The sequence below is a fragment of the Pseudomonas sp. GM21 genome, from assembly GCF_000282215.1.
Taxonomy (GTDB): domain Bacteria; phylum Pseudomonadota; class Gammaproteobacteria; order Pseudomonadales; family Pseudomonadaceae; genus Aquipseudomonas.
Genome location: NZ_AKJS01000105.1, coordinates 1 through 17189, shown reverse-complemented (window position 1 = coordinate 17189; position 17189 = coordinate 1). Strand labels below are relative to the sequence as shown.

General features: G+C 61.3%; 16 protein-coding genes and 1 pseudogene. 3 read left to right on the top strand and 14 right to left on the bottom strand.

Translation table 11 applies throughout. The annotated features are described in order from the left end of the window. Positions 1-7: 7 nt before the first annotated feature. From imuA to PMI22_RS12495, 3 genes are all read right to left on the bottom strand, one after another. On the bottom strand, positions 8-625 hold the full coding sequence (gene imuA / locus PMI22_RS12485) for a translesion DNA synthesis-associated protein ImuA (protein ID WP_007946470.1): 618 nt from the start codon (positions 623-625) through the stop codon (positions 8-10). Beyond that, positions 625-1242 carry a transcriptional repressor LexA gene (gene lexA / locus PMI22_RS12490; RefSeq protein ID WP_007946469.1) on the bottom strand — a complete coding sequence of 206 codons (618 nt, stop codon included), beginning with the start codon at positions 1240-1242 and terminating at the stop codon, positions 625-627. The genes imuA and lexA overlap by 1 nt, the downstream gene beginning before the upstream one ends. Before the next feature lie 186 nt (positions 1243-1428). Then, positions 1429-2361, bottom strand: a complete 933-nt coding sequence (locus tag PMI22_RS12495) for a LysR family transcriptional regulator (protein WP_007946468.1) — start codon at positions 2359-2361, stop codon at positions 1429-1431. Positions 2362-2464: 103 nt separating this feature from the next. Here PMI22_RS12495 and PMI22_RS12500 point away from each other — a divergent pair, with 103 nt between their 5' ends. Together PMI22_RS12500 and PMI22_RS12505 are read left to right on the top strand one after the other, a co-directional pair. Then, positions 2465-4207 (top strand): amidohydrolase, encoded by a 1743-nt coding sequence (locus PMI22_RS12500; protein ID WP_007946467.1) that lies wholly within the window; start codon positions 2465-2467, stop codon positions 4205-4207. 126 nt (positions 4208-4333) lie between these two features. Beyond that, positions 4334-5071 (top strand): TorF family putative porin, encoded by a 738-nt coding sequence (locus PMI22_RS12505; RefSeq protein WP_007946464.1) that lies wholly within the window; start codon positions 4334-4336, stop codon positions 5069-5071. Between the two features lie 10 nt (positions 5072-5081). Here the strand turns inward: PMI22_RS12505 and PMI22_RS12510 are convergent, their stop codons facing one another. From PMI22_RS12510 to PMI22_RS12555, 11 genes and pseudogenes are all read right to left on the bottom strand, one after another. Beyond that, positions 5082-5372, bottom strand: coding sequence for a DUF971 domain-containing protein (locus PMI22_RS12510; protein ID WP_007946463.1), 291 nt, complete (start codon positions 5370-5372; stop codon positions 5082-5084). After that, on the bottom strand, positions 5369-6331 hold the full coding sequence (locus PMI22_RS12515; protein WP_007946462.1) for a HEAT repeat domain-containing protein: 963 nt from the start codon (positions 6329-6331) through the stop codon (positions 5369-5371). Before PMI22_RS12515 ends, PMI22_RS12510 begins: the two co-directional genes overlap by 4 nt. Further along, the gene (locus PMI22_RS12520) at positions 6328-7176 is read right to left on the bottom strand and encodes an ABC transporter ATP-binding protein (protein WP_007946460.1); all 849 of its coding nucleotides are present in this window, start codon (positions 7174-7176) and stop codon (positions 6328-6330) included. Before PMI22_RS12520 ends, PMI22_RS12515 begins: the two co-directional genes overlap by 4 nt. Then, the gene (locus tag PMI22_RS12525) at positions 7176-7922 is read right to left on the bottom strand and encodes an ABC transporter permease (RefSeq protein WP_162131647.1); all 747 of its coding nucleotides are present in this window, start codon (positions 7920-7922) and stop codon (positions 7176-7178) included. Before PMI22_RS12525 ends, PMI22_RS12520 begins: the two co-directional genes overlap by 1 nt. Before the next feature lie 188 nt (positions 7923-8110). Then, complete coding sequence (locus tag PMI22_RS12530) at positions 8111-9529, bottom strand: ABC transporter substrate-binding protein (RefSeq protein WP_007946458.1); 1419 nt, start codon at positions 9527-9529, stop codon at positions 8111-8113. 257 nt (positions 9530-9786) lie between these two features. Continuing rightward, complete coding sequence (locus PMI22_RS12535; protein ID WP_007946457.1) at positions 9787-10032, bottom strand: 4Fe-4S dicluster domain-containing protein; 246 nt, start codon at positions 10030-10032, stop codon at positions 9787-9789. Between the two features lie 26 nt (positions 10033-10058). Beyond that, positions 10059-11803, bottom strand: a pseudogene (locus PMI22_RS0129465) (fumarate reductase/succinate dehydrogenase flavoprotein subunit). Then, positions 11800-12552 carry a GntR family transcriptional regulator gene (locus PMI22_RS12540; RefSeq protein WP_007946453.1) on the bottom strand — a complete coding sequence of 251 codons (753 nt, stop codon included), beginning with the start codon at positions 12550-12552 and terminating at the stop codon, positions 11800-11802. The pseudogene PMI22_RS0129465 and the gene PMI22_RS12540 overlap by 4 nt, the downstream one beginning before the upstream one ends. A gap of 269 nt (positions 12553-12821) precedes the next feature. Further along, positions 12822-13793 carry a Gfo/Idh/MocA family protein gene (locus tag PMI22_RS12545; RefSeq protein WP_007946452.1) on the bottom strand — a complete coding sequence of 324 codons (972 nt, stop codon included), beginning with the start codon at positions 13791-13793 and terminating at the stop codon, positions 12822-12824. Between the two features lie 16 nt (positions 13794-13809). Then, a complete protein-coding gene (locus PMI22_RS12550; RefSeq protein ID WP_007946451.1) occupies positions 13810-14697 on the bottom strand; it encodes a Dyp-type peroxidase in 888 nt (295 codons plus the stop codon). Between the two features lie 205 nt (positions 14698-14902). Beyond that, the gene (locus PMI22_RS12555) at positions 14903-15949 is read right to left on the bottom strand and encodes an AraC family transcriptional regulator (RefSeq protein ID WP_007946450.1); all 1047 of its coding nucleotides are present in this window, start codon (positions 15947-15949) and stop codon (positions 14903-14905) included. 208 nt (positions 15950-16157) lie between these two features. Here PMI22_RS12555 and PMI22_RS12560 point away from each other — a divergent pair, with 208 nt between their 5' ends. Then, entirely contained in the window at positions 16158-17102 is a 945-nt protein-coding gene (locus PMI22_RS12560) for a SphA family protein (RefSeq protein ID WP_007946449.1), read from the top strand. Positions 17103-17189 lie beyond the last annotated feature (87 nt).

The following is a 17189-nucleotide window of genomic DNA, read 5'->3' as shown; positions in this document are numbered from 1 at the left end:
GGCAACCTCAATGCCCCACGGGGAAGGCAATCGGCGCCGAGCGCGCCAGCCCGCCCCGGCACTTGAGCACGCGCAATTGCGCAGGCCTGGCGTCGATGGCGATGCGCAGGGCGGCGGGTGAAGGGTTGACCGCTTCATGGATAGAACGGTAGGCGAACGCTAGGGTCGAGCCGGTTTCCGCCGCCACCTGCAAGCGCCGTAACGCCCGGTCATCGGCCTTGTGCGGCCAGCACAGCACCGCACCGCAACTGCCGGAACGCAAGCATTGTTCAGCCGCCCACAAGGCATCCCGTTCACTGGCCTGGATGATCGACAACTGGCGCAGATCGACCCCGGCGTTCTGCCACGCCTGGGGATATGGCACGTAAGGGGGCGCCACCAGCACGATGCGTTCACCCGCCGCCGACAACCGCGCCAGCGCCGGCCACACCAGTTGCAGCTCTCCGACGCCCTGCCCGGCCAGAAGGATTTCGGTCAGCGCAGCTTCCGGCCAGCCACCGGTGGGCAACGCCGCGTCCAGCGCGGCATGCCCGGTGGGTTGCGGGCTGACGGCCGGGGGCGCAGGCCGTCCCTTCCAGACCTGGCCGCCATTGAACAGCGTATCCAGCGCAACGACGGCGCCCATCACCCTTGCCTCACCAGGCCGCAGAACACCCCTTCGATAGCGAGGTCCTGGTCGGGTTGCACGATGATCGGCTGATACGCCGGGTTGCGCGGCAACAGGCGAACCGTGTCGCCGGTGCGCTCGAAGCGCTTGATGGTGACTTCGCCGTCGAGCCGCGCCACGACGATCTGGCCGTTGACCGCTTCCGGATTGCGCCGCACACCCACCAGATCGCCATCGAGAATGCCGTCCCCGATCATCGAGTCACCCTGAACCCGCAGCATGTAATCCGGCACCCGCGAAAAGATTGCCGGGTCGAGCATCAAACGGCTGTGCACCTCGGCATCGGCGCCGATCGGCGCACCGGCCGCGACCCGGCCGAGCACCGGGATGTCCAGCCATTCGGGGCGCGCCGGTTGCCCGAGTAGACGAATGCCACGGGCCTGATGCGGGTTGACCTCGATAAAACCGGCTTCGGTCAGCGCCAGCACATGCTTGCGCGCCACGCTGCGGGAGGCGAAACCGAACGCCTCGCTGATTTCAGCAAGGCTCGGGGACTGACCGTGCTCCGCGATTCGGTCGCGGATAAAGGTCAGGATGGCAGTACGGCGGGGAGTTAAAGTCGTCATGGAGTACATTTGTACTCTTTTGGCATTTCCCTGACAAGGACTTGTAGGCGTCGTGTAGGAACTCTGCGTAGGAGCTGCGTAGGAGCCATGTAGCAGCTGTCGAGTGAAACGAGGCTGCGATTTTGTCTGTAAAAATCGCAGCCTCGTTTCACTCGACAGCTGCTACAGGGGCCGGGCCAGTGTGTAAACGAAGACTCAACTGCCGTCGTCTTCGCTCAAGCCACGAGCCGTCAGAAACCCTGCGATGTAATCGATAAACGCCAGCACCTTCGCGGTCGCCCGCCGATGGCTCGGGTACACCGCCAGAATGTGCGGGCCAAAGCTGTCCGGGTCGATGTCGTAGTCAGCCATCACCTGCACCAGCCGGCCATCGGCGATGTACGGCGCGGCGCTCCACAACGGCGTGTGCAGCAAACCGCGCCCGGCCAGCGCGTTGGCCAGCAACAAGTCGTAGTTGTCGCTGCGCAGTCGCGGATTTTGCGGCTGTGGCAGGCTCAGGCGTTGCCCGTCGCGCTCGACCCACCAGAATTCGCGGCTGAGCAACGGATGGCGGTACAGCAGCCACTCATGGTCATCGAGGGTGTGCGGGGTGACGGCCACTGTTTTACGCGCCAGATAGGCCGGGCTGCCACACAGAGCCAGGCGATTGCTACCGACGACGCGGGCAATCAACCCCGGCAAATCGTCATGGCCTTCGCGCAGGGCCAGGTCGTAGCCGCTTTCCAGCAGATTGACGAACTCATCGCACAGGTCCACCTGCAGATTGATCTGCGGGTATTGCTCCAGAAAACCGCCACACACCTGATCGAGAAATGCCTGCCCATAGGCCAGCGGCGCAGTGATTTTCAGGTTGCCGCGCAGGCCATGCTGCAACTGCTCGATTTCCTCGCCGGCCTCCTCCAGCCGCTGCAACACCTGGCGTGCGGTTTCCAGATAGAGCCGCCCGGATTCGGTGAGCAAGATCCGCCGGGTGCTGCGCTCAAACAAGCGCGCGCCGAGTTCGGCTTCCAGGTGGTTGACCGCTTTGGTCAGGGCCGACGGGGTCTTGCCCAGTTGCTCGGCGGCGCGGCTGAAACTGCCGAGTTGCGCCGTGACCACGAACATTTTCAACGCACCCAACTTGTCCATACTTTTTCCATTCCGGCAAAAACGTTTTTCGTGAGGAAGGCGTTCTGCTGCGCACCAGCAGCCACTAATCTGGCCATCAGACGCAATAACAAGGAAACATTCAATGAAAAGATTCATCCCGAATCTCTTGATAGCCGCTGTTAGTTTTGCCTCGATGGAAGCCATGGCAGCCACCGATCTGGTGCTGATCAATGGCAAGATTTTCACCGCCGACCGTGCCCAACCGAAGGTGCAGGCGCTGGCGGTTCAGGACGGCAAGGTGCTGCAAGTCGGCAGCGATGCACAGATCAAAGCCTTGATCACACCGGAAACAAAAGTGGTGGATCTGGGCGGCAAAACCCTGATGCCCGGCCTGATCGACACCCATTCCCATGCGATTTTCGGCGGTCTGGAAATGGTCTCGGCCAACATGGAAGACGAGGTGGTCGGCCTCGACGAACTGGAAAAACGCCTGCGCGGCTGGCGTGATGACGGCAAGGCCAGACACGGCGATGTGCTGACCATCGCCGGCATGAGTTCGGTCTACTGGGCCAAGGCCGAGGAGCTGGGCAACAAATTCAACCAAGGTGAATGGGCCGACGTGCCCGTGGTGTTTACCGGCAGCGACCACCACACCGCCTGGGCCAACGACTTCATGCTCAAGCGCGCCGGGATTGATGCCGCATTGCTCAAGACCTTGCCCGCGGCCGAAGCGGACACCATCGGCAAACGTGCCGATGGCACCCCTAACGGCTTCCTGGTTGACGCCGGTTGGGACCGGGTGTCCTCGAAAATACCGGTGCCGAGCGCCGCCGATATGCTCAAGGCTGCCCAATCGGCCGTGCGCTACAACAACAGCGTCGGCATCACGGCGTGGATGGACCCCGCCGCCAACGCCGCGCCGGGCGAACCGCTGTTCGCGCTCAAGCCCACGGAGAAAACCGTCGGCGTGCTGCCCGCTTATAAAGCATTGTCCGAAACCGGTGGCATGAGCGCCCACGTCGCCGCCCTGCTGGTGGCCAATCCGAAAAGCATACCGGCCGACCTCGACACACTGGATAAAGTCCGCCAGCAATTTCAGGGCATCCCGAACCTGACCCTGCCCGGCGTCAAGATCTTCGCCGACGGCGTGATCGAATTCCCGGCCCAGAGCGCGGCGATGATCGACCCTTACAGCAACTCGCACAAACAGGGCGAATTGCTGATCGATCCGAAGCATTTTGGCGAACTGGTCAGCGCCATCGACCAGCGCGGCTGGCTGGTGCACATCCACGCCATCGGCGACCGCGCAGTGCGTGAGTCGCTGAACGGTATCGCCCAGGCGCGCAAGGATCGTCAGAGCGGCGTGACGCATTCGATCACCCACCTGCAAATCGTCAACCCGAAGGAGTTTGCGCGGTTCAAACCGCTGGGCGTCATCGCCTCGATGCAACTGCTGTGGGCGTCGGCCGATGATTACACCACGGACATGATCAAGCCCTACGTCAGCGCCCTCGCCTTCCGTTATCAATACCCCGCGCATTCGCTGCTCAAACAGGGCGCGACCATCTCCGGTGCGAGTGACTGGCCGGTGTCTTCGCCTAACCCATGGAACGCCATGGCCCAGGCCATCACCCGCCTCGGCCCGCTGGGCGTGCTGAACATCAAGGAAGCCGTGGATCGTGAAACGATGTTCTACGCCTACACCGTGAATGCGGCGCGCACCATTGGCCTGGAGAAGCAAATCGGTTCCCTGACACCCGGCAAGCAAGCCGACTTCATCGTGCTGGACCGTGACGTATTCACCGTCGACGACAAGGCCTTGAGCGACACCCAAGTGCTGCAAACCTGGTTCGCCGGACGCGAAGTCTACGCACCGACCCTCTAATAAAAATCCGCTGTACCCGCTGGCCGATCCCGCGTTCAACGCCGGGGTTCGGCGCAGCTTTGCCGCAAAAAAAACGGCCCATAAACAATCCTGCCCCTAACAATAAAAAGCATCGGGACTTTACTCATGAAAGCTTTCACCCTGTTCGCCCTCGGTTCCTTGAGCATGCTGCCGCTAAGCAGCCAGGCCATCGTCTTGAACGACGACTTTTCCGTCCTGGTGGACCTGACCCTGGCGAGCGATTACCGCACCCGTGGCATTTCGCAAACACTCAATGACCCCGCCGCGCAGGCCGGCGTAACGCTGGCCCACAGCACGGGTCTGTACGTGGGGGCCTGGACTTCGAACGTCGACTTCGGCGGCGGCCTGAAAACCCGTCAGGAAGTCGACTACTACGGCGGCTGGCTCTGGGAAGCCACCGACGACATCAACCTCGACATCGGCTACCTCAAATACACCTATCCGAAAGAAAGCCAGTTCAACCAGAGTGAGGTTTACGGCATTCTCAGCGTTTACGGGGTGAAACTCGGAGCCTATTACTCCGACGATGCGCCGGGCATCGATAGCGAGCAGAATTCGATGTACACCTATGTCGGTTACGAAACCCAGTTGCCTTATGACACCGGCCTGAAGCTGCGCTACGGCAACATGGACTTCAAGGACCCGCGCATGTTCACGAGCTCCGGTCATGGCGAAGAGTCGTACCGCGAATGGGAAGTCAAACTGACCCACGAACTGGCCGGGGTGCTGCTGGGCCTGGCCTACATCGACACCGACCTGTCGAAAAGCCAATGCACCAGCAATTGGGGCTACGACGACCTGTGCAGCGCCACCGTGGTGGCGAGCGTCAGCAAATCCTTCTGACCCACAGGAGTTATGAGGTGGGTTCGGGAGTGAGTTGTGCCAGGTACGGCCACGGGTAGATGCCGCGTTCGTGGCCGTCGCTGAAGATCAGTTGCAGGCCGTAGCCTTGGACATTCAACTCGACCACGCGAATGCGCGGATCAACCTTCACCGTCAGACCTTGCAGTCGAAACGCCCGGCATTGCGAGCACGGGCACTGACGCCTCAGTTCAGCGTGCCCCAGCCTCTGCTCACGGCCATCCGGCCAGTTCAAGCGCAGCTGCTGTTTACCTAAGGAATTACCCACCGCCACCGGGTTCATTGCAGTTGACTCAAGGCGATGCGCACGGCTTTGCGCACTTCCGGATCGCCGTCGTCTTGCGCGGCCTGCAAGGGGGCGATGGCGCCCTTTTCGTTCAATTCGCCAAGGGCCAGCGCGGCTTCCTTGCGCAGGTTGCTGATGCGGTGGCCAAGGGTTTCGATCAAGGCTTCAAGGGCGGGGGCGTAACGCAATCGACCGAGGCTGCGGGTGGCGCGCAGGCGGACTTGCCAGTAATCGTCGCTCAAGGCCGCGACCAGTGCGCTGCCGGCATCAATGTGGCCGACTTTGCCCAACGTGGTCGCGGCTTCTTCGCGTACTTGCCAGGCGTCGTCTTGCAAGGCCTGGCGCAGCGCGGGCAGCACGTGAGCGTCGCAAGCCAGCCCGAGGGCGCCGGTGGCGGCGCGGCGCACTTCAGTATCGGGATCGGCGCTGGCCAATCTCGCCAAATCCGGCAACGCATCGAGCTGCTTGAGCCAGCCGAGCACCCCCACCGCCTCGCGACGAACGCTAGCGTCTGCATCCGTCAACGCGTTTAACGCGGCAGCGGCGGCCTCGGGAAAACGCAACTCTCGCAACGCCCTGAACGCGGCAATGCGAACGCTGGCCTCGGCGTGCCCGGTCCACGGCAGAATCACCCGACCTGCCGCCTCGCTCTTGAGCAGGCTGAGGCTTTGCGCGGCGGCAGACTGCACGGCCAACGAGGAATCGGTCAGCGCCTGACACAAGGCCTCGACCACCGGAGCCTCTTCCCAGGCTTCAAGCAAGCGAGCGGCTTCGGCGCGGACTTCTTCGGTTGGGTCTTGCGCCAGTCGATTGACCAGCCACAGCAAGCCGTCCGGTTCTTCAAGGTCGGCCAGTTCAATCAGCGCAATGCGGCGCACGCCGGGATCGTCATCGGTCAGGCGCGGTTGCAGGGCGAGAATATCTTCGTTATCGGTTACATCGAATAGTGAGGTCATAGGGCAAATCGCGGCAGTTTGTTTTCAGGGGGGAGTCCGAGAGGGTTCAGGCGCGGTAGCTGCCGACCGTCTTCGTGACGCAGTAATTCGAGGCAATGGCGCTTCAGGCGGGAGAACTCATGGCTCGTCACCAGTTCGGTGGTGCGTGGCCTTGGAAAGTCGAGGCGCAGGTCTTCGATGATCCGCCCGGGGCGCGAGCTCATGACCAGCAGGCGATCGGCGAGGAACAGCGCTTCGTCGATGTCATGGGTGACGAACACCACGGTGGTGCGAATCCGCGTCCAGATGTCCAGCAACAGCTCCTGCATGTTCAACCGGGTCAGCGCGTCGAGGGCGCCGAAGGGTTCGTCCATCAGCAACAGGCGTGGGCGGTTGATCAGCACCCGGGCAATTTCCACCCGTTGCTGCATGCCGCCGGAGAGTTGATCGGGCCAGCGCTCGGCGAAGCCTTCGAGGCCCACCAAAGCGAGGATTTCATCGGCGGCTTTGTGGCGCTCAGCCTTGCCGATGCCGCGCATCTTCAGGCCGAAGGCGACGTTGTCACGCACGGTTCGCCACGGGAACAGTGTGTGGTGCTGGAACACCATGCCGCGCTGCGGCGACGGGCCCGAGACCTGCGCACCATCGACTTTGAGGCTGCCGGAACGCGGTTGCAGGTGCCCGGCCAGCGCGCCGAGCAAGGTCGATTTACCACAACCGGACGGCCCGAGAACGCACACGAACTGCCCCGCTTCAATCTGGCAATCCAGACCTTGCACGGCTTCAAAGGCTTGCGAGCCTTCACCGAGGACGATGGACAACTGGCGAATATCAATCCGCCCTTCCGGGGTTTGCATCACGCTCATCAGGCTTTCCCTCGTGGTCGGTGCCACGGCGTGAACAGCCCGCCGAGACGTTTGATCAGCAGGCTGCTGCCCATCCCGAGTACACCGATCAGCAGCATGCCGACGACGATGTCGGCGTAGTTCTGAATGGTGTAGGACTCCCAGGTGTAATAGCCGATGCCGTATTGGCCGGAGATCATTTCCGCTGTCACCAGGCAGAACCATGAGGTGCCCATGCCGATGGCCAGGCCAGTGATGATGCTCGGTGCGGCGCCCGGCAAAATCACCTCCAGCAGAATCGCCCGACGCCCTGCCCCGAGGCTTTTGGCCGAGGCGATCAGGCGCGGGTCGACGCCTTCGACGCCGTGCACGGTGTTGAGCAGAATCGGGAACAGCGCGCCGGTGAAAGTGATGAAGACCATCGACAGTTCCGAGGATGGGAACATGAGGATCGCCAGCGGAATCCAGGCGACAGCAGGGATCGGGCGCAGGACTTCCAAGGGTGGCAGCAGTAAGTCTTCGGCCCATTTCGAGCGGCCGATGACAAGGCCCAGGGCGATGCCGATAAACAGCGCGGCGAGGTAACCGGCGAAGACCCGGCTGAGGCTGCTGCTCAGGTGTTGGCCGAGCTTGCCGGAATCGCCAAGGCCCAACGCGGCCTGGAGGACGGCCAGCGGCGTCGGGACGTTGGCGAAGGTGATCAGGCCGAGGTTCCAGTGACCACTGGCGGCGAGTTGCCAAAACAGCAGGCACAACAGCAGTGACATGGCTCGGGGGAGCCAGCGTGCATAGGATCGGTACACAATTCTTCCTCTCAACCTGATTCCCTGTGGGAGCGGCGGTGCGGCGGTCCGACTTGCCCGCGATGGCGGTGTGTCAGTCGACATAGATATCGACTGGTCTGGCTCCATCGCGGGCAAGCCCGCTCCCACAGGGGAATGCGGTGTGTTTGGGGTTAGCGGGCGGCGACGGATTGGGTGGAGGCTTCGGTGAAGTCGAAGACCTTTCCGCCCTGGGCCGTGGCGAATTGTTGGGCCTGGCCTTTGAGCAGGAACGCGCTGAGCTGCCCTTTCGCATCGCTGGCAAACCACGCCTGATCCGCCAGCAGCTTGATCCCGCTGTCACTCGCCTGGGCATACACCGCGCGGATGTTTTTGCCTTCCGACTTCAAACCGGCCAACGCAGTGAACGCCGCTTGCGCCGAGGCGTACTGGCGAACCTTCGGTTCACCGCGCACCCAGATTTCCGCCACATGGTTGACGTCAGTGATCGCCTTCCCGCTCGCTGCATCCACGGCTTTCAGAGGTGTCTGCGCGTAGTTGGCCAGTTGCGCGGTGTAATCCAGGTTCGAAGCCTTGAACGCAGCGCGGATGTACTGCTCGTCGATAAAGGTATTGAGATCGAGACCGCGATCAGCCTTCTTCAACAACTTGAGGGTATCGATGGCGGTGCCCACCGCCTGACGGTATTCCGGCTTCCAGCTCAGGTCGCGGGTTTGCACGCCCAGCGGGCCGTGAAACAGGTAATTGACCTCGGCATCGACCCCGGTGACCTTGGCGATCAATTCGCTGTACTTCTCAGGTTCCGCCGCCAGCAACTGGTTGGCTTCGATGCTTGCCCGTAGATAGGCAACGACGATTTCCGGGTACTTCTTCGCATACGCCTGATCCACCAGCGCGCCGTGGAACGTTGGTGCCCCGGCCTGGGCGCCGTCGTAAATCTTGCGCGCGAAACCACGGCTCGGGAACAGTTCGGCGAACGGCACGAAGTCGGCGTGGGCGTCGATCTTCCCGGCCTGTAACGCGGAGCCTGCGACTTCTGGCGGCTGGGCGATGATGTTGACGTCTTTGAGCGGATCCCAACCCTGAGCCGCCACGGCGCGCAGCAACATGCCGTGGGCTGTCGAGGCGAACGGCACGGAAATGGTCTTGCCCTTCAACTCCGCCAATGACTGCACACCCGAAGCGCTCGGCACCACGATGCCGTTACCGCTGCCCTTGATGCTGCCCGAGAGCACGCTGATAAACAGGCTGTGCTTGCCGGCGGTTTCAAATGCCACGCCGTTGAACGAACCGGGGAAATCGGCCATGGCGCCGAAATCGAGTTTACCGGCGACCATCTCGTTGGTCAGCGGTGCGCCACTGGTGAAGTTTTTCCACTCGACCTCATATTGGGCGTCTTTGTATTGGCCGTCGTGAGGCAGGTATTTGTCGAGCAGACCGAGTTCACGGATCAGCAATCCGCCAGCGGCGCAATTGATGGTGGTGTCCTGGGTGCCGATGGCAATGCGGATGGTTTCGGCCGAGGCCGACAAGGTGAATGAGGCCAGTACGAGACCGGCAAACGCTGCACGCAGTAATGTTGGCAAAGACATGGATGTATCCCCTCGAATCATTTATAGGATGTTCGTCTCCGCCACGATCAGGGCGTGGTGGGAAACGAGGGGTGGTTTGAAGCTGGCGTCCGGGGGTTGCCGGATGGCTTTAGGTTGTTTGGGCTGGCCTCTTCGCGAGCAGGCTCGCTCCCACATTTAGATTGTATTTCCCTGTTGGAATGCATTTCCCTGTGGGAGCGAGACCGGCTTGCCGGCGAAGGCGTCCGGTCATTCAATAGAGATGCCGGGACTCACACTCAGCGCAACAGGTAAGGAATTTCGACTTTCACCGCCCCGGTCGGGCAGTCCTTTTCGCAGGGCATGCAGTACCAGCACTCGTCGAAGGCCATGTAGGCTTTCTGCGTGGCCGGGTTGATCGCCAGCAGGTCCATCGGGCAGACGTCGACGCACACGGTGCAGCCTTTGTGGGCGATGCAAAGATCCTCGTCGACCGTGACCGGCGCGTTGGAGCGGAAGAAGATTTCCTGGGGTTGATAGGCCATTGGGCGGTCTCTCCTTTTAGTGATGCTCAGGCCGCAAAGGCACCGACCCGCAGCCGGTCGTAGGCCTGCATTTCTTCGGCATCGAGCGGGATGATGTAAGGCTCGACGGCTTTCTTGAAGCTGGTCATACGGCCGTCGTCCCCCTTCTTCAGGTGGCAATGGCAGAACCAGTCACTGTCGTTGCGCAGCGGGTGATCGACCCGATAGTGGTAAAGCCCCCAGCGGCTTTCAGCGCGGAACAATGAGGCGCGGGCGGCCATTTCGGCGCAGTCGCGGATCATGCTGACTTCCATGGCGCGCATCAGTTCGTGGGCGTTGTGGGCCTTGATCTGATCGAGATCGCGCTGGATATCACTGAAGCGTTGCAGGCCGATCTGCATTTTCTTGGTCACTTTCGGCGGTTGCAGATAGTCGTTCACAAAGCGCCGCAGCTTGTACTCGACTTGCGCGGGTGGCAGACCGTGTTCGCGGTCCAGGGGCGCGTAGACCCTTTGTTTTTCTGTTTCGATCTGTTTGGCATCAACCGTTGAAAACCCACGCCGGCGACAAAATCCGCCGCATTGTTGCCGGCAAACCAGCCATAGGTGAACGCACCCAGCATGTAGTTGTGCGGCACCGCCGCCATGTCACCCGCCGAGTACAAACCCTTCACTGAAGTCTCGGCTCGCTCGTTGACCCACACACCCGATGCCGAATGCCCGCTGCAAAAACCGATCTCGGAGATGTGCATCTCAACCATCTGCGTACGGTAGTCAGTACCGCGGTTGGCGTGAAACTGGCCGCGACTCGGGCGTTCGTTGCTGTGCAGGATCTCTTCGATGTTCTGGATGGTTTCCTCGGCCAGATGATCGAGCTTGAGGAACACCGGGCCGTTGCCGCTTTCGAGTTCCTGATGGAACTCCCACATCATCTGGCCGCTCCAGTAGTCGCACTCGATGAAGCGTTCGCCCTTGTTGTTGGCGGTATAGCCACCCAAGGGGCCGGTGACATAGGCGCAGGCCGGGCCGTTGTAATCCTTGATCAGCGGGTTGATCTGAAAGCATTCCAGGTTCGCCAGTTCAGCCCCGGCGTGGTACGCCATGGCGTAACCGTCGCCGGCATTGGTCGGGTTTTCGTAGGTGCCCATCAGGTAACCCGAGGATGGCAAGCCCAGGCGTCCGGCAGCCCCGCAGCACAGGATTACCGCTTTGGCCTTGATCACATGGAAGTCGGCGGTGCGGCAATCGAAGCCCATCACACCGTTGACTGCGCCCTCTTCATCGGTGAGCAATCGGGTGCAAACCAGGCGATTGGTGATGCTCACCCGCGCCCGCTTCAACTGACGGTACAAGACTTTCTTGATGTCGTGGCCTTCCGGCATCGGCAGCACGTAAGCGCCCATGTGGTGGACCTTTTTGACCGCGTAGTCGCCGGTCTCGTCCTTCTCGAATTTCACCCCCCAGCGGTCCAGTTGTTCGATAGTTTCAAAGCTGTGAGTCGCGTAGGCGTACACCGCCGCCTGGTTGACGATGCCGTCGTTGGCGATGGTAATTTCCTTGGTGTATTGCTCCGGCGTCGAGTGGCCGGGAATGATCGCGTTGTTCAGGCCGTCCATGCCCATGCTGATTGCGCCGCTGCGCTTGACGTTGGCCTTGTCGATCAGCAATACGCGCAGATCGCGGTTGCGTTCCTTGGCCTTGATCGCCGCCATCGGTCCTGCGGTGCCGCCGCCGATCACGACGATGTCGTATTCCTGCTCCAGCGTGCTTCTGGTTATTGAGCTGTGCGTCATGCCTGCGCCCCTTTTTGCCGGTCGATCCGCAAGCGGTACTGGAAGGCATCGCCACGGTAGTAAAGGTGTTCGAAATCCACGGGCTGACCGCTGGCGTCATGGGTCAACCGCTCGATGCGCATGATCGGCGAGCCCGGTTCGACGTTCAGTGCCTGGGTCAGGTCGCTGTCGGCCAGGACCGCGTCGATGGCCAGATCGGCATGACCGAGGGTCAGGCCGCAGTCGTTTTCAAGGATCAGGAAAATGTCGCGGGTCACCAGATCTGCCTTCTCCAGTCGTTCACCGAGAACCTTGGGCAGGTAGGTGATTTCCAGCGAAATCGGCTCGCGGTTGATCAGCCGCACCCGTTTGATCTGCGCCACGATTTCGCCTTCGGCGACCTGCAAACGTTCGGCGACGAGTTTGTCGGCGGTGATGAATTTGAAGCTGCGCAGGCGGTTGATCACCTCGTAGCCGCGACCGGTCATGGACTCGGCGAGGCCTTGCAGGGTGCTGACGTTCTGGAAGGTTTTCGGCTTGGCGACGAAGGTGCCTTTGCCGTGGATCTTGAAGATCAGCCCTTCTTTTTGCAGATCGCCCAAGGCCTGACGCACGGTGATGCGGCTGACTTTGAACAGCGCGCCGAGCTCGCTTTCGGAAGGCATCTGGCTGTCTTGCGGGTATTCACCGTCGAGGATACGGGCGCGCAGTACGTCCCGCAGTTGGGTGTGCAGTGGAACGCTACTGAGAGATAGAACGTTATCGGTCATGACAGATCACTTGTTATAACGAGTTATGACGTGATCTTAGATAGACGTTGTGAGGATTGAGAAATACTGTTTGAGCATAAGGTTAGATTCGCCGAACGAGCACAATCCTGTGTATCAGCTGCGGAGCACCGCGAGGCTGCGTCAGGCGGCGCAGCCGTCGTGAAATCAGAGGGTGCGGTGTGTCAGGAAAACCTTGCGTGCAGGGTTTGCGACGGCTTCGCCGCCGGACGCAGCCTCGCGGTGCTCCGCAGCTGCTACATCGGTGGAGTTCAGTGACCGCGCTTGAGGATCTGATCCATCACCCAGTCGGTTTTCAGCGCTTCCCCGGCCACTGCCGGATGCTGCGCTTCGCCGCGAATGTGCGCGTTCATGCCCAGCACGTGATGCCACTGGATGTGTTCGTGATGGTCGATGTGGAGGCTCAGATGTTCATCCGCCTGAAGCTGCAGCGGGTGCTCATCAAACACCGAAAAACTGATCCGGCCCTGGCTGCCAATCACTTCGACGCGGTCCTCGCGACGATCCGCCACGAAGTTCCAGCAGCCCATGCCCGTCGCCCCCGAAGCGAACCGCCAACTGGCGCTGACCGCATCTTCTGCGGCATACAGCCCGGCCTGTCGCGCCGTGAAACCGGCGACGTCGGTGATGTCGCCGAGCAGGTACTGGAACAGGTCAAACCCGTGGCTGGCCAGGTCGGCGAAGTAACCGCCACCGGCAATGTCCGGGTCCGTGCGCCAGTTGTGCGCGCCGCCCAGATCGACTGGCGACGGGGCTTTGGTCAGCGTCCAGGTCAGGTGCCGGACCTCGCCGATCCGCCCTGCATCCAGCCACTGACGCACTTGCTGAAAGCGCGGCAACGAACGCCGGTAGTAGGAAACGAACAGGTGCAATCCGGCATTGGCAAAGACCTTTTGCATCTCGCGGCTTTGCCCGGCATTCAGCGACATCGGTTTTTCGACACAGCAATGTTTGCCGGCGGCGGCCACCAACAGGCTGTAGGCGTGATGGCTGTCGGGCGGCGTGGCGATATACACCGCGTCCACCTCGGGGTCATTGATCAGCGCTTGCGCGTCGGTGTACACCCGGGCGATGCCATGGCGTGTGGCGTAATCCGTCACCGCCTCCAGCCGCCGCCCCATCACCGCCACCAACGCCGAGCCGGGGGCCTTGTAAAAGGCCGGCCCGCTCTTGCGCTCGGCAACACTGCCGCAACCGATCATGCCCCAACGCACCACGTCCATGTTCATCTCCTGTTCGTTAGCCAATGCGCAACGCGCGCAGGTCCAGCTGACCGTCCTTGAGCGGGGGGCACCAATAGTAACCGCCGGTGATTGGGCGGCTGATGCGGTACAGGCCGTCGGTGATGCCGTCTTCCAGACCGCTCATGCGCCGCAGTTGCGCTTCGAAGGCGTCGAGGGAAAAGCCGAACGCGAGGAACATCAGCCCGGCACGATCACCTTCGATCCACGGCATCGAACGACGGACCACGAATGCCTCGGGGGCGAAACTTTCCTGGGCAGTGCGTTTGACGTGGGCGGAGACCGGCGCGTCGTCGAGTTCTTCGTTGTCGCTCAAACGACGGCCCATGATGTTGTCCTTCTCATGGGACGGCATTGCGTGAAAACCTTTGAGGTCATGCTGCCACTGCTGGATCGCGGCAAAGCTGCCACCGACCAGGCCGTCCGTACCTTCGCCCAACAGCGCGGCGGCGACAGCGGCGTCGTCGTGCGGGTTTTCGGTGCCGTCTTCGTAGCCGGTCAGGTCGTGCCCGGTCTTGTGGCGGAAGGTTTCGTTCATCTGCACCAGGCGCAGGGCCGGCGCCAGAGCGGCTTCGATGGCTTGGCTGCGATTGAGCAATTCACCCCGGTCGATGCCATGCAACCAGCACCACAAGGCGTGTTGTGTCGACGGGTTGTCGACGCCAACCCCGGTCAACGCCGGAAACGCTCGCAAGCCATCGATCTGCGCGTGCAACGCCTTGACCAGCGACACCCCGAAACCGACCACAGCCGACTTCCCGTCCACCACGCGCATCAAGTTGTCGAGCGCGACCGGCAAGGCTTCGGCGGATTCGAGGGCGAAGAACATATGGCGGGCTTGAGGCGGAACAGGGGTGGCGAGAATGCCCGGCTGGTAATAACTCATATGAACTCCTTGAAAAAGAGCACGGAGTTTAACCGGAGCACGAGGTTTTGTGTGCACGACCCGTAGCAGCTGACGAGCAGCGCGAGGCTGCGTTCGGCTGCGAAGCAGCCGAGAAACCAGGCAATGCGGTGTGTCAGGCACACCTTGCGTACAGGGTTTGCGACGGCTTCGCCGCCGAACGCAGCCTCGCGCTGCTCGTCAGCTGCTACAAAGTATCGAGGGCTGGGCTTTCATTGCGGAATGCGCTCGGGCTCATACCGGTCCAGCGTTTGAAGGCACGGCGGAAACTGCGCACATCGCTGTAGCCGACTTCTTCGGTGATGCGCTCGATGGACATGTCCGGGTTGGCCAGCAGTCCCATGGTGCGCGCCTGGCGCACTTGTTCCAGCAGTGTTTCGAACGTCAGCGAGTGCTCCGTGAGGCGGCGGCGCAAGGTACGACTGCTCATGTTGAGATCGCCGGCGATTTTCTCGATATGGCTGCCCTCTGTCAGGTCTCGGGCAATCGCCCGTTCCACCGCCTGGATCAAGTCCATTTTCTGATTCACCTGCGTGGCTTCCAGCTCCAGCAATTTCACCGCCTGACGCAGGGCCAGGGAGTGGTGATTGGGCAGGTGCACATCCAGCCAATGTGCCGCGATCACCATACGGTTTTGCAGGCAGCCGAAACGCACGTCCGGCCCCAGCAGGCGCGAATACTCGCTGAGATAGTCCGGCGCGGCGTGCATGAACTCGACCGCCATCGGCTTGAAATCCGCCCCGACCAGCGCCCGGCCATACACCAGCAGACTGGCGAAAAACTCCTCGACCGCAAACAGCTGCACATCAGCGAACGGCAAGCGGCATTGGGCGTCGACAAACACCCGATCACCCGCCTCCTCCACGCTCGATACCACAATCCCGCCGGAGGTGTGCTGGTGCCGAATGCCCAGTTCAAAGGCATCGCGCAGGGTCTTGCACAGCGACAACACATGCCCCAGCAATCCCAGCGTGCCGAGCACATTCTGCGCACCGACCCACAAGCCCAGCCCCTGATTGGGCAAGACTTTGAGCGCGCGCTGAATCATCGCCACGGCCTGGCGATAGGAAATACGCTGCGCCGGGTCTTGGAGATCTTCAAAGGTAAAGCCGAGCCCTCGGCACAGGCTGTCAGGGTTGACGCCTTTTTGCTCCGCGACTTCGGCCAGTGTTTGCAGAAGAAATGGCGACACCAGCGCCAGTTCAAAGGTGGGATCAATCACTTTCATTTGCATGGGGCTAAACATTCCTGGTCGAGCTGCATTCTTATTTTTGTTACCAGTTATGTCGACGGAAGTTAGCACAGGGTTTAACGGCTGTCCGCAGAAGTCCCCCTTAATGGCCGCCAAAACCCTGCCTTGTGCAGCGCAGACAGCTTATTTCTATGTTGCGGCCCTCGTATGGACGCAGGAAAGCCCGCTAACAATAATAATGAGTACGCCCATGATCCCGACCCGCACGAGATTTCCCCTACTGGTCATCAGCCTGGCCGGCGTCTGCGCCCTTCAACCGGCAATGGCCACCGAGGCCGGCGTGGACAACATCGGCCCCGGAACCGACGGTTTTTTCATGTTGCCGCTGTCGCCCGACAGCCTTCCGGACAACATGCTGGTGTTCAACCTCTACTACAACCACTACACGTCGACGAAGCTGAATATCAGCTCGCTCGGTGGCAAGGTGCCGCAAGTCGACATCGAATCCACGGCGGTGATTCCGCGCCTCGATTACCTCAGTCCGCTGCGGGTTTTTGGTGGCCGCGTGGCGGGCTACATTGGGCAGCCCTGGCTCAAGCAGGAAGTCTCGGTGTTCGGCTTGCACGACACCCGCGAAGGCATGGGCGACACCACCCTCGCGCCGATCATTCTCTGGGACATGGGCCCAACCCTGACCCTGGGCGCCGCGCTGGAAATCACCGTGCCGACCGGCGAATACGCGGTCGATCGCCTGGCCAACACCAGCAACAACTTCTACACCTACAAACCGTTGTTCTCCTTCACGTGGCTGCCGTCGGAAAACACCGAGATGTCGGTGAAGACGACGTACAGCTTCAACGGAAAAAACAAAGACACCGATTACGAGTCGGGGCAGATTTTCCACTTCGACTATTCGGCCAGCTACAAAATTACCGACAACTTGATGCTCGGCTTGAACGGCTACTACCTCAAGCAAACCACCGACGACAAACAGTTCGGCCACACCGTACAGTTTAATGGCGAGGACGTGAGCGACGGGGTTCGCGGGCAGGTGTTTGCGATTGGTCCGGCGCTGCACCTGACCTTTTTGAAGTACGCCAGCGCGGAGATCCGCTGGGCCAAGGAGTTTGATGTGGAGAACCGGCCTGAAGGGGAAATGCTTTGGGCCAAGGTCAGTATTCCGTATGCGTTCTGACTGAACGACGCCATCGCGGGCAAGCCCTAATGCCAGTCAGTTAAGCCGAACCGCACTTTGTAGCAGCTGGCGAAGCCTGCGTTCGGC